The sequence below is a fragment of the Microbacterium sp. gxy059 genome (assembly GCF_050958665.1).
GTDB lineage: Bacteria > Actinomycetota > Actinomycetes > Actinomycetales > Microbacteriaceae > Microbacterium.
Genome location: NZ_JAMXWT010000006.1, coordinates 80204 through 101873, shown reverse-complemented (window position 1 = coordinate 101873; position 21670 = coordinate 80204). Strand labels below are relative to the sequence as shown.

General features: G+C 71.7%; 21 protein-coding genes. 18 read left to right on the top strand and 3 right to left on the bottom strand.

Going from position 1 to position 21670, the window contains the following annotated elements; all coding sequences use genetic code 11:
• Positions 1-8 precede the first annotated feature (8 nt).
• From ruvA to NHL53_RS05665, 6 genes are all read left to right on the top strand, one after another.
• Positions 9-629 carry a Holliday junction branch migration protein RuvA gene (gene ruvA / locus NHL53_RS05690; RefSeq protein WP_433775882.1) on the top strand — a complete coding sequence of 207 codons (621 nt, stop codon included), beginning with the start codon at positions 9-11 and terminating at the stop codon, positions 627-629.
• A complete protein-coding gene (ruvB, locus tag NHL53_RS05685) occupies positions 622-1650 on the top strand; it encodes a Holliday junction branch migration DNA helicase RuvB (protein WP_433775881.1) in 1029 nt (342 codons plus the stop codon). The genes ruvA and ruvB overlap by 8 nt, the downstream gene beginning before the upstream one ends.
• A gap of 90 nt (positions 1651-1740) precedes the next feature.
• A complete protein-coding gene (locus NHL53_RS05680; RefSeq protein ID WP_433775880.1) occupies positions 1741-2187 on the top strand; it encodes a preprotein translocase subunit YajC in 447 nt (148 codons plus the stop codon).
• Between the two features lie 69 nt (positions 2188-2256).
• Positions 2257-3972 carry a protein translocase subunit SecD gene (gene secD / locus NHL53_RS05675; protein WP_433775879.1) on the top strand — a complete coding sequence of 572 codons (1716 nt, stop codon included), beginning with the start codon at positions 2257-2259 and terminating at the stop codon, positions 3970-3972.
• Complete coding sequence (gene secF, locus NHL53_RS05670; protein WP_433775878.1) at positions 3972-4943, top strand: protein translocase subunit SecF; 972 nt, start codon at positions 3972-3974, stop codon at positions 4941-4943. The genes secD and secF overlap by 1 nt, the downstream gene beginning before the upstream one ends.
• 41 nt (positions 4944-4984) lie before the next feature.
• A complete protein-coding gene (locus tag NHL53_RS05665; RefSeq protein ID WP_433775877.1) occupies positions 4985-7237 on the top strand; it encodes a RelA/SpoT family protein in 2253 nt (750 codons plus the stop codon).
• Here NHL53_RS05665 and NHL53_RS05660 read toward each other — a convergent pair.
• The 3 genes from NHL53_RS05660 to NHL53_RS05650 form a co-directional block, all read right to left on the bottom strand.
• Positions 7216-7785, bottom strand: a complete 570-nt coding sequence (locus tag NHL53_RS05660; RefSeq protein WP_433775876.1) for a hypothetical protein — start codon at positions 7783-7785, stop codon at positions 7216-7218. The two genes, NHL53_RS05665 and NHL53_RS05660, sit on opposite strands and share 22 nt — an antisense overlap.
• Positions 7786-7840: 55 nt before the next feature.
• Positions 7841-9241 (bottom strand): DUF349 domain-containing protein, encoded by a 1401-nt coding sequence (locus NHL53_RS05655; RefSeq protein WP_433775875.1) that lies wholly within the window; start codon positions 9239-9241, stop codon positions 7841-7843.
• Between the two features lie 87 nt (positions 9242-9328).
• The gene (locus tag NHL53_RS05650) at positions 9329-9559 is read right to left on the bottom strand and encodes a dioxygenase (RefSeq protein ID WP_433775874.1); all 231 of its coding nucleotides are present in this window, start codon (positions 9557-9559) and stop codon (positions 9329-9331) included.
• 112 nt (positions 9560-9671) lie between these two features.
• Between NHL53_RS05650 and NHL53_RS05645 the strand changes: the two genes are divergently transcribed.
• The 12 genes from NHL53_RS05645 to nusB all read left to right on the top strand — a co-directional run bounded on the left by NHL53_RS05645 (position 9672) and on the right by nusB (position 21637).
• Positions 9672-11000 (top strand): replication-associated recombination protein A, encoded by a 1329-nt coding sequence (locus NHL53_RS05645; protein WP_433775873.1) that lies wholly within the window; start codon positions 9672-9674, stop codon positions 10998-11000.
• 149 nt (positions 11001-11149) lie between these two features.
• Positions 11150-11779 carry a 30S ribosomal protein S4 gene (gene rpsD / locus NHL53_RS05640; RefSeq protein ID WP_433775872.1) on the top strand — a complete coding sequence of 210 codons (630 nt, stop codon included), beginning with the start codon at positions 11150-11152 and terminating at the stop codon, positions 11777-11779.
• A 133-nt stretch (positions 11780-11912) separates the two neighbouring features.
• The gene (locus NHL53_RS05635) at positions 11913-12092 is read left to right on the top strand and encodes a hypothetical protein (protein WP_433775871.1); all 180 of its coding nucleotides are present in this window, start codon (positions 11913-11915) and stop codon (positions 12090-12092) included.
• A 76-nt stretch (positions 12093-12168) separates the two neighbouring features.
• A complete protein-coding gene (gene alaS, locus NHL53_RS05630) occupies positions 12169-14829 on the top strand; it encodes an alanine--tRNA ligase (RefSeq protein WP_433775870.1) in 2661 nt (886 codons plus the stop codon).
• A 5-nt stretch (positions 14830-14834) separates the two neighbouring features.
• Complete coding sequence (gene ruvX, locus NHL53_RS05625; protein WP_433775869.1) at positions 14835-15305, top strand: Holliday junction resolvase RuvX; 471 nt, start codon at positions 14835-14837, stop codon at positions 15303-15305.
• 10 nt (positions 15306-15315) lie between these two features.
• Positions 15316-16830, top strand: a complete 1515-nt coding sequence (gene mltG, locus NHL53_RS05620; RefSeq protein WP_433775868.1) for an endolytic transglycosylase MltG — start codon at positions 15316-15318, stop codon at positions 16828-16830.
• Positions 16830-17663, top strand: coding sequence for a shikimate dehydrogenase family protein (locus NHL53_RS05615; protein ID WP_433775867.1), 834 nt, complete (start codon positions 16830-16832; stop codon positions 17661-17663). Before mltG ends, NHL53_RS05615 begins: the two co-directional genes overlap by 1 nt.
• 36 nt (positions 17664-17699) lie before the next feature.
• Positions 17700-18908 (top strand): chorismate synthase, encoded by a 1209-nt coding sequence (gene aroC, locus NHL53_RS05610; protein WP_433775866.1) that lies wholly within the window; start codon positions 17700-17702, stop codon positions 18906-18908.
• Positions 18901-19464, top strand: coding sequence for a shikimate kinase (locus tag NHL53_RS05605; protein ID WP_433775865.1), 564 nt, complete (start codon positions 18901-18903; stop codon positions 19462-19464). Before aroC ends, NHL53_RS05605 begins: the two co-directional genes overlap by 8 nt.
• Positions 19461-20579, top strand: coding sequence for a 3-dehydroquinate synthase (gene aroB / locus NHL53_RS05600; RefSeq protein WP_433775864.1), 1119 nt, complete (start codon positions 19461-19463; stop codon positions 20577-20579). Before NHL53_RS05605 ends, aroB begins: the two co-directional genes overlap by 4 nt.
• A 65-nt stretch (positions 20580-20644) precedes the next feature.
• Positions 20645-21208 (top strand): elongation factor P, encoded by a 564-nt coding sequence (gene efp, locus NHL53_RS05595; protein WP_433775863.1) that lies wholly within the window; start codon positions 20645-20647, stop codon positions 21206-21208.
• 18 nt (positions 21209-21226) lie between these two features.
• On the top strand, positions 21227-21637 hold the full coding sequence (gene nusB / locus NHL53_RS05590) for a transcription antitermination factor NusB (protein ID WP_433775862.1): 411 nt from the start codon (positions 21227-21229) through the stop codon (positions 21635-21637).
• Positions 21638-21670 lie beyond the last annotated feature (33 nt).

The window sequence follows — 21670 nt, the reverse complement described above, 5'->3', positions numbered from 1 at the left end:
GTGGGGGCATGATCTCCTCGCTCCGGGGCTCCGTGCTGTCCGCCGGCCCCGACACGCTCGTGCTCGATGTCTCCGGCGTGGGATTCGCCGTCGCGGTGCCCCCCGACCTGGCCCGCACCGCCCGCGTGGGAGAGGAGCTGTTCGTGCACACCACGCTCATCGTGCGCGACGACGCGATGAGCCTGTTCGGCTTCGCGACCCGCGAGGAGCTCGACGTGTTCGGCGTCCTCCTCGGCGTCTCGGGCGTCGGCCCCAAGTCGGCGCTCGGCGTGCTGTCCGGCATGACGATCGACCAGATCGCGGAGGCCGTCGCGGCCGAGGACGACAAGCCGTTCCGCAAAGTGTCCGGCATCGGGCCGAAGACCGCGAAGCTCATCGCCGTGCAGCTCCAGGGCCGACTGCAGGCCCCCGTTCCCTCCGCGCCCCGCGGATCGGCCCCCGCTCCCGCGGTGTCCGAGCAGGTCGTCGCGGCCGTCGCCGGGCTCGGCTGGCCCGAGAAGACCGCCCGCGAGGCCGTCGCGCAGGCCGCCGAGACGGCGAGCGAGGCCGACCGCTCGTCGGTGCAGGCGCTCCTGCGCGTGACGCTCGCCGTCCTGGGGCCCGCGCAGTCCGGGGGCGCGCGTGGCTGACGACGTCGTGTCGCCCGAGCCGCAGGACGAGGTCGAGCTCGCGGTCGAGGGGGCGCTGCGCCCCCAGAGCCTCGCCGACTTCGTCGGCCAGCAGAAGGTGCGCGGGCAGCTGCAGCTGCTGCTCGACGCCGCGCGCATCCAGGCGCGGCCCGCCGACCACATCCTGCTCGCCGGCCCTCCCGGGCTCGGCAAGACGACGCTCGCGATGATCGTGGCGCACGAGTCCGAGCGCCCGCTGCGCATGTCGAGCGGCCCGGCGATTCAGCACGCGGGCGACCTGGCGGCGCTGCTGTCGAGCCTCATGCCGGGCGAGGTGCTCTTCATCGACGAGATCCACCGGATGGCCAGGTCTGCCGAGGAGATGCTCTATCTCGCGATGGAGGACTTCCGCATCGACATCATGGTGGGCAAGGGCGCGGGCGCCACGAGCATCCCCCTGGATCTCGCGCCCTTCACCCTCGTCGGCGCGACGACGCGCTCGGGTCTCCTGCCGGGCCCCCTCCGCGACCGGTTCGGATTCACGGCGCACCTCGAGTTCTACGAGCCCGAGGAGCTCGAGCGCGTGATCGGGCGTTCGGCCGAGGTGCTCGGGATCGGGCTCGGCGACGCGCAGCGCGAGGAGATCGCCCGCCGCTCGCGGGGCACGCCGCGCATCGCGAACCGGCTGCTGCGCCGCGTGCGCGACTGGGCGCTCGTGCACGGCGGGGGAGCGGCGCTCGACCTCGACGGCGTGCGCGCGGCCCTCGATCTCTACGACGTCGACGACATCGGCCTGGACCGCCTCGACCGGGCCGTCCTCGACGCGCTCGTCCGACGCTTCCGCGGCGGCCCCGTCGGGCTGTCGACGCTGTCCGTCACCGTGGGCGAGGAGCAGGACACGGTCGAGAGCGTCGTCGAGCCCTACCTCGTGCGCGTCGGGCTCATGGCGCGCACCCCGCGCGGACGGGTCGCGACGCCCGCCGCATACGGACATCTCGGCATCCCGCATCCGGAGGAGCCCACCTCGGTCGATGGCCTATAATCGGTGAGATGCGCCGGGGCACACCTGGCGCCTCCTCTCGCGACGCTCTGATCGCGAGGCCCCCAGCTGTGAAAGGCGCTACCCGAACCTATGGACATCGCTCTCCTCGTCGTCGCGGGCGGCCTCATCGTCATGATGATCGTCAGCTCCAACCGCCGCCGCAAGAAGATGCAGGAGGAGGAGGAGAAGCGCCAGCGCTCTCTGCTCCCCGGCGCCCCCGTCATGACCCGGGCGGGCCTCTACGGGACGCTCGTCTCGTTCGACGCCGAAGACCTCACGAAGCGCGCCGTGATCGAGATCGCTCCGGGCGTCGAGGTCGAGGTGCACGCGCAGACGGTCGTCATCGACCCCGACGCGCAGCTCGAGGACGAGCCGGTCGAGGCGGAGGACGAGGCGATCGAGGACGACGAGACGATCGAGGTTCCCGACGATCTCCAGGGTCTCGAGGAGCTCGAGAAGACCGATCGTCCCGCCGACGACGAGGAGACGCGCTCGGGCGACTCCTCTGACGCCGACACGCGCGACGACAAGAACTGATCGGCAGCGCCGCCGGAGGATCCCTCCGGCGGCGTCTGCGTCCATTCACGAACGAAGGCAAGAGACGCCGTGTCGACTTCCTCTCCGACGCGCCGCGCATGGCGCGCCCTGATCGGCCTGCTCGGGATCACGCTGGTCCTGTTCGGCGCGAACGCCCTGGGCGTTCACCTGTTCAAGGAGGGCACCTGGGTGCCCGAGCTCGCGCTCGACCTGCAGGGCGGCACCCAGATCGTCATGGCGGCCGACACCGAGGGCGCCACTCCGACCAGCGAGCAGATGCAGCAGGCGGTGCAGATCATCCGCCAGCGCGTCGACGCCTCCGGCGTGGGCGAGGCGCAGGTGACCACCCAGGGATCCGAGAACATCGTCGTCCAGATCCCCGGCACCGCCGACGAGCAGACCCGCGAGCGCGTGCAGGCCAGCGCGCAGATGCAGCTGCGCCCCGTGATCTACGCGACCGACCCCGCGACGAGCTTCGTCGGCGAGGACGGCGAGGAGACGCCGTTCCCGACGCCTGACGACAGCATGAACGACGAGCGCACGGTCGAGCCGACGAACGCCAGCGACATCAACTGGGTGACCGACCGGCTGTGGGCCGAGATGCAGTCGTACGACTGCACGGCGGAGGACAACGACCCGGCGCACTCGCCGTCGGCCGAGCCGCTCATCACCTGCGACGTCGAGAACCAGGTCAAGTACATCCTCGGCCCGGTCGAGCTCGACGGCTCCGCGATCGACGACGCGCAGGCGGCGATCACGCAGGACAACGGCCGCTGGGCCGTGCAGATCACCTTCGACAGCGAGGGCGCGAAGACCTTCGGCGAGATCAGCCAGCGCCTCTACGGTCAGCAGCCGCCCCTCAACCAGTTCGCGTTCGTCCTCGACGGCGACGTGATCTCCGCGCCGTCGATGGACGCCGTCATCACCAACGGCCAGCCGCAGATCTCCGGCCCCGGCATCGCCGAGGAGTCGGCGAAGCTCCTCGCCGACCAGCTGCGCTTCGGCGCGCTGCCCATGAGCTTCGAGGTCGTCTCGAGCGACACCATCTCGGCGACCCTCGGCTCGCAGCAGCTCATGATCGGCCTCGTCGCCGGCCTCATCGGCCTCGCGCTGGTCGCGCTGTGGGTGCTGCTGGTCAGCTACCGCGCGCTCGGATTCGTGATCATCGCGTCGCTCGCCGTCATGGCGGTCCTCACGTTCGTCCTGCTCTGCCTGCTGTCCTGGCGCATCGACTATCGCCTGTCGCTCGCGGGCGTGGCGGGACTCATCGTGACGATCGGCTTCACCGCCGACTCGTTCATCGTCTACTTCGAACGCATCCGAGACGAGATGCGCGACGGCAAGTCCCCGACGGCCGCCGTCGAGGACGGCTGGGACCGCGCGAAGCGCACGATCTTCATCTCGAAGTCGATCAACATCCTCGCCGCCGTCGTGCTGTACATCCTCGCCGACGCGACGGTGAAGGGCTTCGCCTTCACCCTCGGCCTCACGACGCTGCTCGACGTGCTGATCTTCGTGATCTTCACGCATCCCGTCATGCAGCTGCTCGTGCGCACGAAGTTCTTCGGGGGAGGACACCCCCTGTCCGGACTGAACCCGGAGCTGCTCGGGGCCGTGCACGAGGAGCGCACGACGTTCCGGCGCCCGGTCGCTGTGGCGCCGCGCCGGTCCCGCTCGCAGGGAGAGGCCGAGCGCCGCCAGACCATCGCCGAGCGCAAACGCGCCGAGCAGCTCGCCGCGGGCGAGTCCGATACCGGCTCCGCGAACGGGGAGGGGGACCGCTGATGCGCTCCATGAACGAGCTCGGAAACGATCTCTACACCGGCAAGACATCCGTTCCGTTCATCCCGCGGCGGCGGATGTGGTTCATCATCGCCATCGCCCTCGTGGCGCTGTCCGCTCTCGCGCCGTTCGTGCGCGGGGTGGAGTTCTCGATCGAGTTCACGGGCGGATCGCAGTTCACGATCTCGAACCCGGCGTCGACCGATCAGGCGATCGCGACCGACGCGGTCGCCGAGGTCGCGCCCTCGGCGGAGTCGCAGGTCACGGTGGTCGGCGATGCCGACATCCGCGTGCAGACCTCCCAGCTGACCAACGACGAGACCCGCGACCTGTCGACGGCGCTGGCGGACGCCTACGGGGTGAGCGCCGACGAGGTCACCGACTCGTTCATCGGCCCGACCTGGGGGCAGGACGTCACGAAGCAGTCCCTCTGGGGCCTCGGGATCTTCCTCGCTCTGACCTTCCTCGTCCTCGCGATCTACTTCCGCACCTGGAAGATGTCTGTGGCGGCCATCATCGGCCTCCTCGACGTGCTGGTGATCACCATCGGGATCTATTCCCTCGCGGGCTTCCAGATCTCGCCTTCTGCGGTCATCGGGTTCCTCACGATCCTCGCCTACTCGCTGTACGACACGGCCGTGGTGTTCGACAAGATCCGCGAGAACACGGCAGACGAGGAATCGCAGCGCACCTTCGGGGAGTCGGTGAACCTCGCCGTCAACCAGACGCTGATCCGCTCCATCAACACCGCGGTCGTCGCGGCGCTGCCCGTCGGCGCGATCCTCTTCATCGGCGTGTTCGGGATGGGCGCGGAGACGCTCAGCGACATCTCGCTGTCGATCTTCGTGGGCATCCTCGTCGGCACCTACTCGACGATGTTCGTCGCCGCCCCGCTCTACGCGCTCCTGCGCGAGAAGGAGCCGGCGATCCAGCAGCACGACCAGCGTGTGCGCGAGGCGCGCGGCGAGGCCTGAGCGACATAGGATGAGCGCACTCGCGGGAGGGGTATCCGGACATGGCTGACGCGCAGACGACATCCACGGGTCCCAGTCTGCGCTGGCTCGTGCCCCGCATCTTCACGCGGGCGAAGCCGAACGCCGATGTGCAGAAGCTCATCGACACGGTCCGCTCCCACCACCCGCGGGGCGACATCGCGATCATCGACAAGGCCTATCGGGTCGCGGAGGAGAAGCACCGCGGGCAGAAACGGCAGAGCGGCGAGCCGTACATCACCCATCCCCTCGCCGTCGCCCAGATCCTGGCGGAGCTCGGCCTCGGACCGCGGGCGATCGCGGCGGCGCTCCTGCACGACACGGTCGAGGACACCGGGTACCCGCTCGACGAGCTGACGGCCGAGTTCGGCGACGAGGTGGCCCTCCTCGTCGACGGCGTGACGAAGCTCGACAAGGTCAAGTACGGCGAGAGCGCGCAGGCGGAGACCGTGCGCAAGATGATCGTCGCGATGTCGAAGGACGTGCGCGTCCTCATCATCAAGCTGGCCGACCGCCTGCACAACGCGCGGACCTGGGGCTTCGTCCCGCCCGAGAAGGCGAAGAAGAAGGCCACGGAGACGCTCGAGATCTACGCGCCTCTCGCTCACCGGCTCGGCATCCAGGCCATCAAGAGCGAGCTGGAGGACCTCTCCTTCGCCGTGCTGTACCCGAAGATCTACAACGAGATCGACAGCCTCGTGAAGCAGCGCACCCCGCAGCGGGAGCAGTACGTGCAGCGCGTGATCGACGAGGTCAACCGCGACCTGTCCGACCTGAGGATCCGCGGGACCGTGTCCGGCCGGCCGAAGCAGCTCTACTCCGTCTATCAGAAGATGGTCGTCCGCGGCCGCGAGTTCGACGACATCTACGACCTGATCGGCATCCGCGTGATCGTGCAGACGGTGCGCGACTGCTACGGCGTCCTCGGCGCCATCCACGCGCGCTGGACGCCGCTGCCCGGCCGCTTCAAGGACTACATCGCGACCCCGAAGTTCAACCTCTACCGGTCGCTCCACACGACCGTGATCGGCCCGGGCGGGCGCACCGTCGAGATCCAGATCCGCACGCAGGAGATGCATCAGCAGGCCGAGTACGGCGTGGCCGCGCACTGGATGTACAAGGAGCGGATGGCGTCGAACGCCGGGCGCGCCGACGAGAAGGCCTCCGGGCCCGACATGGCGTGGATCGCGCGGCTCAGCGACTGGCAGGCCGAGACGAAGGACCCGGGGGAGTTCCTCGATTCGCTCCGCTTCGAGATCGGGGCGAAGGAGGTCTACGTCTTCACCCCGAAGGGACGGGTCATCGGCCTCCCCGCGGGCGCCACGCCCGTCGACTTCGCCTTCGCGGTGCACACCGAGATCGGCTATCGCACGATGGGCGCGAAGGTCAACGGGCGCCTGGTGCCGCTCGAGACCGAGCTGCAGTCGGGCGACGTGGTCGAGGTCTTCACCTCGAAGAACCCCGATGCGGGGCCCAGCCAGGACTGGCTGACCTTCGTGAAGTCCACGCGCGCGCGCAACAAGATCCGCGGGTGGTTCACCAAGGAGCGCCGCGAGGAGGCCATCGAGCAGGGCAAGGAGAGCATCGCCCGCGCCATGCGCCGGCACCACCTGCCGCTCGCGCGCCTCAAGGAGGCGCTGCCCGAGGTCGCCTCGATCATGCGATACGAGGACATCTCGGCGCTCTACGCGGCGGTGGGCGAGGGGCACGTGTCCTCGCAGTCCGTCCTCGAGAAGGTGCAGGCGGCGCTGAGCGACGCGGAGCCGGCGACGGGCGCCATCGAGCTGCCCCCGACGGCCAGCGAGCGGTCGGCCGCGCGCGCCGGCGACTCCGGGATCCTCGTGCGCGGCGCGCCCGACATCCTCGTGAAGCTCGCAAAATGCTGCACCCCCGTGCCGGGCGACGAGATCGTCGGATTCGTCACGCGGGGGAGCGGCGTGTCCGTCCACCGCGCCGACTGCACGAACGTCCAGGCGCTGAGTCGCACCCCGGAGCGCATGATCGACGTCGAATGGGCGCCGCAGGCGGGCTCGGTGTTCCTCGTGCAGATCCAGGTCGAGGCGCTCGATCGGGCGGGGCTGCTCAGCGACATCACGCGGATCCTCACCGAGCACCACGTGAACATCCTGTCGGCGTCCGTCAGCACCTCGCGCAACCGGCTCGCGATCAGCCGCTACGTGTTCGAGATGGGCGACACCGTGCACCTCGATCGGGTGCTGAACGCGGTGCGGCGGATCGAGGGCGTCTACGACGTCTACCGCGTCACGTCGTCCTGAGCCTGTTCGGCGCGGAGCGCCGCGACGCCGCTCCTCATCGTGCGCGCATGCGGGAGGCGCGGGATGCCCTCCAGGTGCGCCAGGAGGGACTCCTGGGCGAGGGGATCGCGCAGGAGGCGCCTGACCGCTCCGCCCACGGCTTCGGAGGGCTCCCCGAGATGGGAGGCCCACAGGTCGTAGACGGTGCGCCCGAGGCCGGAGACCTCCGTTCCGCCCCGTGAGACGACGTGCGCGGGATCGATGCGCCTGCTCAGCAGCCGCGCGCCGTCCGGCGCCGGCGCGCCGGACCCGCTGCGGCCGCGGATGAGCCGCAACCGGACGATCTCCGGCGGGCGGCGGAGCGCGCCGTGCACCCAGGCCGCGGCCAGCTCGACGATCGCGCAGCCGCGCGGCACGAGGTGTCCGAGCGTCGCCGCACGCAGATCCGGTCGATCGATCGAGGCGACAGGAGAGAAGGCCTCGCCGACAGGGACGACGTCTCCGTCGAGGAGCGCGGCGGACAGCTCCGCGGGTGAGAGGGCGCCGGGGCGGAGGACGAAGGGGGCCATGACGCGAGTATCCCGCGTCATGGCCCCTGGCGTTCGTGCCTGTGGACGGAAGTCGTCAGCCGCCGATCGCGCGCAGCCAGGCGACGCGCGCGTCGAGCGCCTCCTGGGCGTCCGAGATGGCCTTCGCGTCGCCCGACTCCTGCGCGCGGGAGAGCTCAGCCTCGAGGTCGGAGATCGCCTCGCGCAGCTGGGAGCCGAGGTCGTTCGCACGCGCCTTCGTCTCCGGGTTGTTGCGCGTCCAGTCCACGTCCTCGCGCTCCTTGAGGGCGACCTCGATGCGGCGCATGCGGCTGTCGAGACCGCGCTCGACCTCCCGCGGGAAGATGCGCCCGATCTCGTCCCACCGGCGCTGGATGTCGGTGAGCACCGACCTGGCCTTCTTCAGGTCGGCGATGTCGGCGACCTTCTCCGCTTCGGCGAGCAGAGCCTCGCGTGCCTCGATGCGCGGCTTCGACTCGGCCTCCTCCTCGGCGCTCCGCTCGGCGCGAGCGCCGTAGAGGACGTCGCCCGCGGCCTTGAACCGCGCCCACAGCGCGTCGTCGGCCTTCCGGCCGGCGCGGCCCGAGCGCTTCCACTCGTCGAGGAGCGCGCGATAGGCGGGGATGCCCTGCTCGCCCTGCGAGGCAAGGGCCTCGGCGCGCTCGATGATGCGCGTCTTCTCGGCCTTCGCCGTCTTGTGCGTCTCGTCCAGCTCCGCGAAGAACGCCCGTCGGGCGCGCTCGACGCGGGAGCGGGCGTCGCGGAAGCGCTTCCAGAGGGCCTGCGCGGTCGACTTCGGCAGGCGGGGTCCGTTCTTCTGGTGCGTCTGCCATGCGGCGAAGAGGTCGTTCAGCTCGGCCGTCGCCTGCTTCCACTGCACGCTCTTCGGATCGCGGGCGGCGAGCTGCTCGACCTGCACGACGATCTGCTCGCGCTCGGCGATCGCGGCGTCCACCGCGGCGCGCTGAGCGGCCTGCTCGGCCTTCGCGGCCTCCTCCAGGGCGTCGAGGACGACCGTGAGCCGCTGCTCGAGGGCGGCGAGGTCGCCGACCGCGGCCGCGCCGACGACGTCGTCGCGGAGCTGCGCCGCCTGCTTGCGCAGCTCGGACGCCGAGGCGCCGCCCGCCTGGTGGCGCTGCTCGATCGCCGCGATCTTGAAGGCGAGGTCGTCGTACTTGCGGACGTAGTACTGCAGAGCCTCGTCGTGGGTGCCGTCGGGGTACTCGCCCACGACGCGCCACGCGTCGCCCTCGCGCACCGACACGACGCCGTTCTCGTCGACGCGGCCCCAGTCGGCGGCACCCGGCGTCGCGGGCGGGGCCGGCACGACGGGCTGCTCCTCGGCAGCGGCGGCAGGGGCGGGTGCGGGCTTCGCGCGCTTGGCGAGCGCGGCAGGGCTCGGAACCGGACCGGGGACGGGCGCCTCGGCGGCGTCGTCGTTCTGAGAGGTCTGGGGGGTGTTGTCGGAGGTCGACACGAGGGGCTCCTTAGCGCGGCGTCCGCGGGAAGGGGAACAGGACGCGCCCAGCCTAGTACGCGAATCGGCCCTCGGACGAGGGGAGGGTCACGACCCGTCTTCGGCGACGCCGGACTCGGCGGCCGAGCCGGGCCCCACGGTGTAGAACAGCGTCTGGCCGCCGATGGCGCCGAGCACGATGGCGCTCGCGACGCTCAGGGCGATGATGTTGTCGCGTCGACGCCGTCCGGTCTGGACGGCGTGGACCTGCTGGCGCGCCGCGTAGGCGCGAGCGCGATCGCGCTCTTCGCGCGCAGCGCGCTTCTTGGCCGTTGCCACGGGAACTCCTCATCTGCAGCCGACGTGGGACCGCCCGAGAGACTACGCCCGCACGGGGGCGGAACCAAACTGGCGCGCCCGCACCTCGCGAAGGCCGCGTAACGTGGACGGGATGAACGCATCCGGCGCCCTCTTCCAGGGGCAGACCCCGCTCGCCGTGCGGATGCGCCCGACGTCCCTCGACGAGGTGGCGGGGCAGCAGCACCTCCTCGGCCCCGGATCCCCGATCGTGGCTCTGGCGGATCCCGAGGCCTCGAAGCCCGGCACCGTCTCGGTGATCCTCTGGGGTCCGCCCGGCACCGGCAAGACCACGCTCGCGCAGGCGATCGCCCGCTCGTCGGGGCGCCGCTTCGTCGAGCTCTCCGCGATCACGGCCGGAGTGAAGGACGTGCGCGAGGTGATGCAGCAGGCGCTCGACCAGCGCGACCTGTACGGCCAGTCCACGATCCTCTTCCTCGACGAGATCCACCGCTTCACGAAGGCGCAGCAGGACGCCCTCCTCCCCGGCGTGGAGAACGGATGGGTGATCCTCATCGCGGCGACGACGGAGAACCCGTCGTTCTCCGTCATCTCGCCCCTGCTGTCGCGCTCCCTGCTGCTGACGCTGACGCCGCTCACCGACGACGACCTCGCGATGCTCGTGGACCGCGCGGTCGGCGACGCGAGGGGCCTCGCGGGCGCCGTCGACCTGGAGGACGAGGCGCGGGAGGCGATCGTCCACCTCGCCTCCGGAGACGCCAGGCGCGCGCTCACCGCGCTCGAGGCGGCGGCCGGCGTCGCGCTCAGCGAGCGGCAGGACGACGAGCGGCCCGTCGTCACGGCGGAGCGCGTCGCCCAGGCCGTCGACCGCGCGCTGCTGCGCTACGACCGGCAGGGCGACGAGCACTACGACGTCATCAGCGCCTTCATCAAGTCGATCCGCGGATCCGATCCCGACGCGGCGATCCACTACCTCGCGCGCATGATCGAGGCGGGGGAGGATCCGCGCTTCATCGCGCGGCGGCTCATGGTGCACGCCGCGGAGGACATCGGGATGGCCGACCCGCGCGCGCTGCAGATCGCCGTCGCGGCGGCGGATGCCGTGCAGCGGATCGGCATGCCGGAGGGGCGGATCCCGCTCGCCGAGGCCACCGTGTACCTCGCGACCGCGCCGAAGTCGGCCGCCGTGACGGTCGCGATCGAGCAGGCGATCGCCGACGTGCGCGCGGGGAGGATCGGCACCGTGCCGAAGCACCTGCGCGACTCCCACTATCCGGGGGCGAAGCGCCTCGGGCACGGCAAGGGCTACCTCTACCCCCACGACGACGCGCGGGGCGTGCTCGCCCAGCAGTACCTCCCGGATCCGCTGCGGGGGAAGCGCTACTACGAGCCGACCGGGCACGGCGAGGAGCGGGTGGTCTCGGAGCGCCTGGAGAGGATCCGACGGATCCTGAACGGCTGAGGCCCGAGCGCCTGATAAGATCGATCGGCTCGAGATCCGAGCACATCCCCTTCGCATGTCCCGCGGGCAGTCCGGCGTACGCCCGCGATCGGGACGAACGGGGAATGTACGCCCGTGTCAGCCGCACCCGCGGCACGTGAAAGGAAATCATGGTCACCAAGGCACAGGACCGTCGCAAGGTCCGCCTGTCGCGCGCGCTCGGCGTCGCGCTCACCCCGAAGGCCGCGCGCTACCTCGAGAAGCGTCCCTACGGCCCCGGTCAGCACGGCCGCACGAAGCGCCGCACCGACAGCGACTACGCGGTCCGTCTGCGCGAGAAGCAGCGTCTGCGCGAGCAGTACGGCATCCGCGAGAAGCAGCTGCGCATCGCGTTCAACGAGGCGCGCCGCCAGGACGGCCTGACGGGTGAGAACCTCGTCGAGCTGCTCGAGATGCGCCTCGACGCGCTCGTGCTGCGGTCGGGCTTCGCCCGCACCACGGCTCAGGCCCGTCAGTTCGTCGTGCACCGCCACATCCTCGTGGACGGCAAGATCGTCGACCGTCCGTCGTTCCGCGTGAAGCCGGGCCAGACGATCGAGGTCAAGGCCAAGAGCGAGGGCCTCGAGCCCTTCCAGGTCGCGGCCGCCGGCGGCCACGCCGAGGTCCTGCCCCCCGTTCCGGGCTACCTCGAGGTGTCCCTCGACAAGCTCCAGACGACGCTCGTGCGCCGTCCGAAGCGCGCCGAGGTCCCCGTGGTGTGCGAGGTCCAGCTCGTCGTCGAGTACTACGCCGCGCGCTGATCGCCTCATCGGCATCTCAGAGGGCGTCGCGGGCTTCGTGCTCGCGACGCCCTCTGTCGCACCCACGGTCGTCCCGACGAGCGCCTAGGATGGAGTCTCGCGTGACCGTTCGCCTCTCGACCCCGGAGAAGACATGAAGAACCTGCTGCTGCTCGTCCTCGGCGTCCTCGGCGGATTCGTGCTGGCGCACCTCGTCAACAAGGATCCGCGCGGCAACGAGCTGCTCGCGTCGATCGACGCGAGGATCAGCGGCTTCACGGATGCGGTGGGCGACGCCTACCGCGCGGAGGTCGCGCGCGACGAGCGCGCCTGACCCCTCTCCGCCCCGCCCGCGGTCGTCTCCGGACGGCCGCTTCCTCCCGTCACAGACCAAGGACACACACCCTCACATGAAGACCGCGGAGATCGCCAACCGCTACCTCGAGTTCTTCCGGAAGAAGGACCACACGATCGTCCCGTCGGCGTCGCTCGTCAGCGACGACCCGTCGCTGATGTTCACGGTCGCCGGCATGGTGCCCTTCATCCCCCACTTCACCGGCGTGGTCCCGGCTCCGCATCCGCGGATCGCCGACCTGCAGAAGTGCATCCGGACGAACGACATCGAGGAGGTCGGCAGGACCGCCCGCCACGGCACGTTCTTCCAGATGATGGGCAACTGGTCGTTCGGCGACTACTTCAAGGAGGAGGCCATCAGCTACGCCTGGGAGCTCCTCACTTCGAGCGAGGCCGACGGCGGCCTCGGATTCGACGAGAAGGACCTCTGGGTCACGGTCTACGAGGACGACGACGAGGCGGAGGACCTCTGGCGGCGCCTCGCCGGCCTGCCCGCGTCGCGCATCCAGCGCATGGGCCGCGAAGACAACTACTGGACGACGGGACAGCCCGGTCCGGCCGGCCCCTGCTCCGAGATCTACTTCGACCGCGGTCCCGCCTACGGGCGCGACGGCGGGCCGGCGGTCGACGACGACCGCTTCCTCGAGATCTGGAACCTCGTCTTCATGCAGTACGCGATCGAGAACGTGCGCTCGAAGGTCGAGTTCGACATCGTCGGGGAGCTCCCCGAGAAGAACATCGACACCGGCATGGGGCTCGAGCGCGTCGCGTTCCTCAAGCAGGGCGTCGAGAACATGTACGAGACCGACCAGGTGCGTCCGGTGCTCGACCGCGCGGCGGACATCAGCGGGCGCCGCTACGGGGTCGACAGGGAGGACGACGTGCGCTTCCGCGTCGTCGCCGACCACGTGCGGTCCTCGCTCATGCTGCTCAGCGACGGGGTGACGCCGTCGAACGAGGGCCGCGGATACATCCTGCGTCGGCTCATGCGCCGCACGGTGCGCTCGATGCGCCTCCTCGGCGTCGAGGAGGCCACGTTCCCCGAGCTCTTCGCCGCGTCGCGCGACGCCATGGCCGACAACTACCCCGAGCTGCGCGCCGACTGGCAGCGGATCTCGTCCTCCGCCTTCGCGGAGGAGGAGACGTTCCTGCGCACGCTCACGGCCGGATCCACGATCCTCGACACCGCCGTCGGCCAGGCGAAGGAGTCCGGGCGCACTCAGCTGGCGGGCGACCAGGCCTTCCTGCTGCACGACACCTACGGCTTCCCGATCGATCTCACCCTCGAGGTCGCCGAGGAGGCCGGCCTCGGCGTCGACCGCGACGCCTTCGACGCCCTCATGCGCGAGCAGCGGCAGCGGGCGAAGGCCGACGCGCGCTCGCGCAAGCAGACGATCGCCGACGTGAGCGTCTACCGCGACCTCCGCGCGCAGGGCGAGACGACGTTCACCGGCTACGACGATCTCGTCACCGAGACCCGCGTGCTCGGGCTCCTCGTCGACGGCGCCCCCGCGCAGAGGGCGACGGCGGGGCAGATCGCCGAGGTGGTGCTCTCCGAGACCGCGCTGTACGCCGAGTCGGGCGGCCAGGTGGCCGACCGGGGCACGATCACGGGCAGCGGCTTCGAGCTCGAGGTGCTCGACGTGCAGCGTCCCGTCCCCGGCCTCATCAGCCACACCGTGCAGGTGACGACGGGCGAGGTGGGCGTCGGCGACGCCGCGACCACCGTGGTCGACGCCGCCAACCGGCGTGCGGCGCAGCAGGCGCACTCCGCGACGCACCTCGTGCACGCCGCCCTTCGCGACACGCTCGGCTCGGGGGCGACGCAGGCCGGATCCCTCAACCGCGCCGGCTACCTGCGCTTCGACTTCACGTGGGGCCAGGCGCTGTCGCCCGAGACGCGCAGCGAGATCGAGGAGATCGCCAACAACGCGGTCCGCGACAACCTCGAGGTGACGACCCGCCTGCTCTCGCTCGACGAGGCGAAGGCCCAGGGCGCCATGGCGCTCTTCGGCGAGAAGTACGGCGAGACGGTCCGCATGGTCGACATCGGCGGGCCCTGGTCGCGCGAGCTCTGCGGCGGCACGCACGTCGCGGCGTCGTCCGAGATCGGCCTCATCTCGCTCACGGGCGAGTCGTCGGTGGGGGCGAGCAACCGTCGCGTCGAGGCGCTCGTGGGGGAGGACGCCTTCCGCGAGCTCACGGCCGAGCGCGCTCTCGTCGCCGAGCTGACCTCCTCGCTGAAGACCCCGAGGGACCGGCTCCTCGATCGCGTGTCCGAGCTCTCCGCGAGCCTCAAGGCCGCGGAGAAGCGCATCGCGGCGTTCGAGGCGCAGGCTCTGCAGCAGCGCGTACCCGATCTCGCCGGCCGGGCGTCGCGCGCGGGACGCGTCTCGCTCGTGGCGGAGTCGCTCGGGCAGGTCGGGTCGGCGGACGACGTGCGCGCGCTCGTGACGCAGGTGCGCGAGCGCCTCGGATCGGACCCGGCGGTCGTCGTCCTCGCGGGCGAGGCGAACGGACGGCCCGTCGTGGTCGTCGCGACCAACGAGGCCGCGCGCCGCGAGGGAGCCCAGGCGGGCGCCCTCGTCAAGGTCGCGTCGCAGACGCTCGGCGGCGGAGGCGGCGGCAAGCCGGACCTCGCGCAGGGCGGCGGCGCGGACGCGCAGGCGATCCCCGCGGCGCTCGACGCCGTGCGACGCGCCGTCGAGGGGCTCTGACCCGCATGCAGGAGTTCCGGCGGGGGGTCCGGCTCGGCGTCGACGTCGGCCGGGCCCGCATCGGCGTCGCGCGATGCGACCCCGACGGGATGCTCGCGGTGCCCGTCGAGACGGTGCCCCGCGACGACGGATCCCTGGGGCGCATCGGCGCCCTCATCGACGAGCACGAGCCCGTCGAGATCGTCGTCGGGCTCCCGCTGAACATGCGCGGCGAGGACACGCCGTCGACGACCGACGCCCGCGAGTTCGCCGACGCGATCCGCGCCGCCCGGCCGGATCGGGCCGTGCGGCTCGTCGACGAGCGTCTGAGCACGGTGAGCGCCCACCAGGCGCTGCGCCAGTCCGGACGCTCTCAGAAGGCGTCCCGCGGCGTCGTCGACCAGGTCGCCGCCGTGGTGTTCCTGCAGCACGCGATCGACACCGAGAAGCGAACAGGCCGCGCACCCGGCGAGGTGCTCGGCCCGGACGAGGAGTGACCACACGCGTATGACCGACCCGTCGACCTCCCCCCACGGCGCGCCCCTCACTCGGCGCGAGATGCGCTCCCGCCAGCGCGCCTCCGAGCAGACCGCCGCGGACGACGCGACGAGACGCCAGGAGGAGGTCGTGCGCGCGGAGAGGGCGGCGCGCCTCGCCGCGGTCGCCCGCGCGGAGGAGGCCGAATCGGCCAGGGACTCGGTGCCGACCGGGAGCGAGGAGCCGGCGCGCGCGCCCCGCGAGGAGGCGGCGCCCCGCCCGACGGCGAGCGAGCGGCCCGCTCCTCGCCCGACGGCGAGTGCGCAGGCCGGCCCCCGCCCGCCGCGCGACGAGCGGCCTGCGGCGTCCGCCGCGGGATCCGAGCCGCCGACGCAGACCGCCTCGACCTCGCTCGAGACGCTGTTCGACGACGGGGACGGCCCCGCCCGCAAGGAGAGGAGGCGACGCGGGGGATGCGCCATCTGGGCGATCGTCATCGTCGTGATCCTCGGCGGCGCCGTCGCGGGAGGCCTCTACGCGATCGACTCGCTCGGACAGCGCGTGGGCAGCTTCCTCGGGCTGAACCAGGAGCCGGCCGACTACGAGGAGGGCGAGGCGACGGGGGAGGCCCTCGTCGCGATCGCGCAGGGCGACACGGGGTACGAGGTGTCGGTCAGCCTCTACGAGGCCGGCGTGACGCTCACCGAGTCCGCCTTCTACGACATGCTCGTGCGCGCGCAGCAGAACCCGGAGTTCCAGCCGGGCGTGTACCGCCTCCAGCAGAAGATGACGTCGGCCGCCGCCCTCGCCGCGCTCGAGGACCCGGACAGCCTCGTGCAGGGCGGCGTCGGATTCCCCGAGGGCACCTCGATCGACGGCGCCGTCCCGGTCATCGCGACGGGGCTCGACGTGTCGGAGGACGAGGTGCGCGCGGCGCTCGAGGACCCCGCCGACTACGGCGTCGACGCCGACAGCCTCGAAGGATGGCTCTTCCCGGCGACCTACAACTTCGGTCCCGACACGTCTCCCGCCGAGGCGATCCAGGCGATGGTCGACCGCACCCGCTCCTCCCTCGACAGCGCGGGCGTCTCCGGCGGCGACGCGCAGCGGATCCTCACGATCGCGTCGATCATCGAGCGCGAGGCGCGCTTCCCGGACGACTTCTACAAGGTCTCGCGCGTCATCGAGAACCGGATCGACTCGTCGAACCCGGAGACCCACGGGTACCTGCAGATGGACTCGACCGCCCAGTACGGATACGGCGAGATGCACGACGGCAGCGCGTCGAGCACCCAGGAGGCGCTCGACGACGACAACCCGTGGAACACCTACCAGCACACGGGGCTGCCCGCCGGGCCGATCTCGAACCCGGGAGACCGGGCGATCGACGCGGCGATGAACCCCGCCGCGGGCGACTGGCTCTACTTCGTGACGGTCGACCTCGACTCCGGCGAGACCGTCTTCACGAACACGTACGCGGAGCACGAGGAGGCCGTCCAGCAGTGGCAGGAGTGGTGCGCGGACAACCCGGACCGGGGCTGCTGATGCCCGCCGCGCACCTCGAGGTGTGGGGCTCGCCGATCGGGCACAGCCGCTCGCCGCAGCTGCACCTCGCCGCCTACCGCGCGCTCGGCCTCGACTGGGGGTTCTCGCGCCGCGAGGTCTCGCCCGACCGGTTCGACGCGATGCTCGCCTCCTCGTCCGCGCGCGGCCTCGCCGTGACCCACCCCCTCAAGGAGCGCGCCTTCCGGGCGACCGGCGAGCGCGACCGCCGCGCGCTGCTCACCCGCGTCGCGAACACGCTGCTCCTGCGGGGGCCCGACGGCGGCGCCCCGGACGGCGGCCCCCGCGCGTTCAACACGGACGTCGGCGGCATCGTGCGCGCCCTGCGCGAGGAGCGGGGCGACGCGCCCGTCGACCGCGTGCGCATCGTCGGATCCGGCGCGACGGCGACCTCCGCCCTCGTCGCGGCCGCCGAGATGGGCGCGTCGCGCATCGAGATCGCCGCGCGTCGCCCCGAGCGCGCCGCGGCCCTCGCCGGCCTCGCCCCGGATCTCGGGGCGGACGTGCGCGTCGCCGCGCTCCCCGACGCCGCGGACGAGGTCGACCTCACGATCGCGACGCTGCCCGGGGGCACCGCGCTGCCGGACGAGACAGCGGATCGCCTCGGTGCGATCGGCGGGGCGCTCTTCGACGTCGCCTACAGCCCCTGGCCGTCGCCGCTCGCGACGCGGTGGCCAGGAGCGGCGGGGCACGGTCTCGGGATGCTGCTGCACCAGGCGGTGCTGCAGGTGCGGATCTTCGTCGGCGGCGATCCCGACCTGCCGCTCCCGGACGAGCCCGCGATCGTCGACGCCATGCGCCGCGCGGTCGCGTGACGCGGACCCGCTCGCGGAGCATGGGAGACTAGTGCCATGCTCCGCGTGCTGACGGCCGGCGAATCGCACGGCCCCGAACTCATCGCCGTCATGGAGGGACTCCCCGCGGGGGTCCCCGTCTCGTCGTCGGCCATCCAGGCCGACCTCCAGCGCCGCAAGCTCGGCTACGGCCGCGGCTCGCGCATGAAGTTCGAGCAGGACGAGCTGACGATCTCCAGCGGCGTGCGGCACGGCAGCACGCTCGGCAGCCCCATCGCGCTGCGCGTGGGGAACACCGAGTGGCCCAAGTGGACCGAGGTCATGAGCCCCGAGCCCGTCGAGCTCACCGCGAAGTCGCGCGGGCGCTCCGCTCCGCTCACCCGCCCGCGTCCGGGCCACGCCGACCTCGTCGGCATGCAGAAGTACGGCTTCGACGAGGCCCGCCCGATCCTCGAGCGCGCGAGCGCCCGAGAGACGGCGGCGCGGGTGGCGCTGGGCGCCATCGCACGCAGCTTCCTGGGCGAGCTCGGCATCCGCCTCGTGAGCCACACCCTGTCGATCGGCCCCGTGCAGGTGCCGGCCGACGCGCCGGTCCCCGGCCCCGACGACGTCGACGCCCTCGACGCCGATCCGCTGCGCTGCTTCCACGCGGACACCAGCGCCCGCATGGTCGCGGAGGTCGACGACGCGAAGAAGGCGGGAGACACCCTCGGCGGCATCGTCGAGGTCCTCGCCTACGGCCTCCCCCCTGGCCTCGGCTCCCACGTGCAGTGGGATCGCCGCCTCGACGCGAAGCTCGCGCAGGCGCTCATGAGCATCCAGGCCATCAAGGGCATCGAGGTCGGCGACGGCTTCGAGACGACGCGCCGCCGCGGCTCCGCCGCCCACGACGAGCTGCACCCCACGGACGACGGCGTCGCGCGCGGCACCGACCGCGCGGGCGGCACCGAGGGCGGGATGTCGACGGGAACCGTGCTGCGCGTGCGCGCCGGGATGAAGCCCATCGCCACGGTGCCCCGGGCGCTCGAGACCGTCGACGTGTCCACCGGCGAGAAGGCGACGGCGCACCACCAGCGCTCCGACGTGTGCGCGGTCCCCGCGGCGGGCGTCGTGGCCGAGGCGATGGTCGCGATCACGCTCGCGGACGTCGTGCTCGAGAAGTTCGGCGGCGACTCGATCGACGAGACGCGCCGCAACCTCGACGCGTACCTCGCCGCGATCCCCGACACCCTGCGCACGACCGCGGCGTCGCTGCCGCATGGCTGACGGGCGGGCCGTCTGCTTCATCGGCCCGATGGGGGCGGGGAAGACGAGCATCGGACGGCGCGTCGCGAAGCGCCTCGGCGTGCCGTTCGCCGACACGGACGCGGCGATCGTCCGCGCGCACGGGCCGATCGCCGAGATCTTCCGCACCCGCGGCGAGAGCGCGTTCCGCGAGATCGAGCGCGAGGCCGTTCGCGAGGCCGTCGAGGCCGGCGGGGTCGTCTCGCTCGGCGGTGGCGCGGTGCTCGCGCCGGAGACGCAGCGACTGCTCGCCGAGCACCTCGTCGTGCTCCTCACGGTCTCGGAGCGCACCGTCGCCTCGCGGATCCGCGGGGGGCGGCGCCCGCTCCTCGCGGGCGAGGACCCGATGGCCGAATGGCGGCGGATCGGCGAGGAGAGGCGGCCGGTGTACGAGCGGCTCGCGGATCGGACGTTCGACACCTCCCACGGCCCCCTGCGGCGCGTGGTAGACGACGCGGCCGCCTGGGCGGCCGAGCGGCTGGGCATCGAGCTGAGCCCGGCCGGAGAGCACGGAGAAGGCGAGGAGAACGCGCGATGAGCGAGGAGACGACCATCCGGGTGGAGGGCGATCCCGGCTACGACGTGACGGTGCGCCGCGGCGCCAGGCACGACCTGCGCCAGGCGCTGCCCCCTGAGGCGAAGAAGGTGCTCATCGTGCACCAGCCGTCGCTCGGGCGGATCGCCGGCGACCTCCGGGAGGAGCTGCTCGCGGAGGGCGGCATCGAGGTGCTGCTCGCCGAGATCCCGGACGCGGAGGACGCCAAGCGGGTCGAGGTCGCCTCCTTCCTCTGGCAGATCCTCGGCCAGGCAGACTTCACCCGGACCGACGCGATCGTGGGCTTCGGCGGGGGAGCGGCGACCGACCTCGCGGGCTTCGCGGCCGCGACCTGGCTGCGGGGCGTCGCGGTCGTGCAGGTCCCGACCACCGTGCTGGGCATGGTCGACGCGGCGATCGGCGGCAAGACCGGCATCAACACGGCCGAGGGGAAGAACCTCGTCGGCAGCTTCTGGGCCCCGCGCGCGGTGCTCTGCGACCTCGAGCTCCTCGAGCCGCTGCCCGCGAACGAGGCGGTCGCCGGCTTCGCGGAGGTGCTCAAGGCCGGCTTCGTGCGCTATCCCGAGATCCTCGACATCGTCGAGGCCGATCCGGCGCGCGCGGTCGACGTGACCACCGACGAGTTCCGTCGCTGCATCGAGCTGGCGATCCGCATGAAGGCGGAGGTCGTGGGCGTCGACTTCCGGGAGGCCGGCCCGCGCGAGATCCTCAACTACGGACACACCCTCGGACACGCGATCGAGCATGCGGAGCGGTACCAGTGGCGCCACGGCGCGGCGGTCTCGATCGGCATGATGTACGCGGCCGAGCTGTCGCGCCTCGCGGGACGCCTCGGCGACGCGGCCGTCGACCGCCACCGGAGCATCCTCACCTCGCTCGGGCTCCCGACGACCTACCGCGCGGGCGCCTGGAACCAGCTGCTCGCGACGATGCAGCGCGACAAGAAGGCGCGCGCGGGCCAGCTGCGATTCGTCCTCCTCGACGACATCGGCAAGCCGACCGTGCTGCAGGCGCCCGACCAGTCCCTGCTCTTCGCCGCCTACCAGGAGATCGCCGAGGAGAGCGCGGGCGGCATCATCCAGGTCGGATCGCGATAGAATCTCCCGTCGGGCCCGCGCGCCCGGATCATCCACCCCTCACGACGGAACGGAACTCCCTCCTCATGGCATCGACCGCAGACATCCGCAACGGCGTCGTCCTCTCGATCGACGGACAGCTCTGGAGCGTTGTGGAGTTCCAGCACGTCAAGCCCGGCAAGGGCGGCGCGTTCGTCCGCACGAAGATGAAGAACGTCGTCTCCGGGAAGACGGTCGACCGCACGTTCAACGCGGGGGCGAAGATCGACATCCAGAACGTCGACCGCAGCGACTACCAGTACCTGTACAACGACGGCGACTCGTTCGTGTTCATGGACGTCGACGACTACGACCAGATCAACGTGCCGGCCGTCGTGGTGGGCGACGCCTCGCGCTTCCTGCTCGAGCAGATGATGGTCACGATCGCCATGCACGACGGCCAGCCGCTCTACATCGAGATGCCCCCGTCGGTCGTCCTCGAGATCACCTACACCGAGCCGGGCCTGCAGGGCGACCGCTCGAACGCGGGCACCAAGCCCGCGACGGTGCAGACGGGCGCCGAGATCCAGGTCCCGCTCTTCGTGGGCGAGGGCACCAAGATCAAGGTCGACACGCGCTCGGGCGAGTACCTCGGCCGCGTCAACGACTGATCAGGGGCGACGGATCACGTGAGCGCACGGACCAAGGCGCGCAGGCGCGCGCTGAACATGCTCTTCTCGTCCGACGTGCGCGGCGACGACCTCGCCGTCACGCTGGCGGCGGAGGCGAAGCGCGCCGCGGGCGAGCCCGAGCGCCAGGCCTCCTGGCTGTACGCCAGGGAGATCGTGGACGGCGTCGTCGACCATCGCGACGAGATCGACGAGCAGATCGCCACCCACAGCCGCGACTGGCGCCTCGAGCGCATGCCAGCGGTCGACCGGGCGCTGCTGCGGCTGGGCACCTGGGAGATCCTCTGGAACGAGGACGTCCCGACCGCCGTGGCCATCGACGAGGCCGTCGAGCTGGCCAAGGAGCTCTCGACCGAGGAGTCGGGGGCCTTCGTGCACGGCGTGCTCGCGCGCATCGCGCGGTCGAACTGAATACACTGGTCGCAGCACCTCGAATCCAGCACC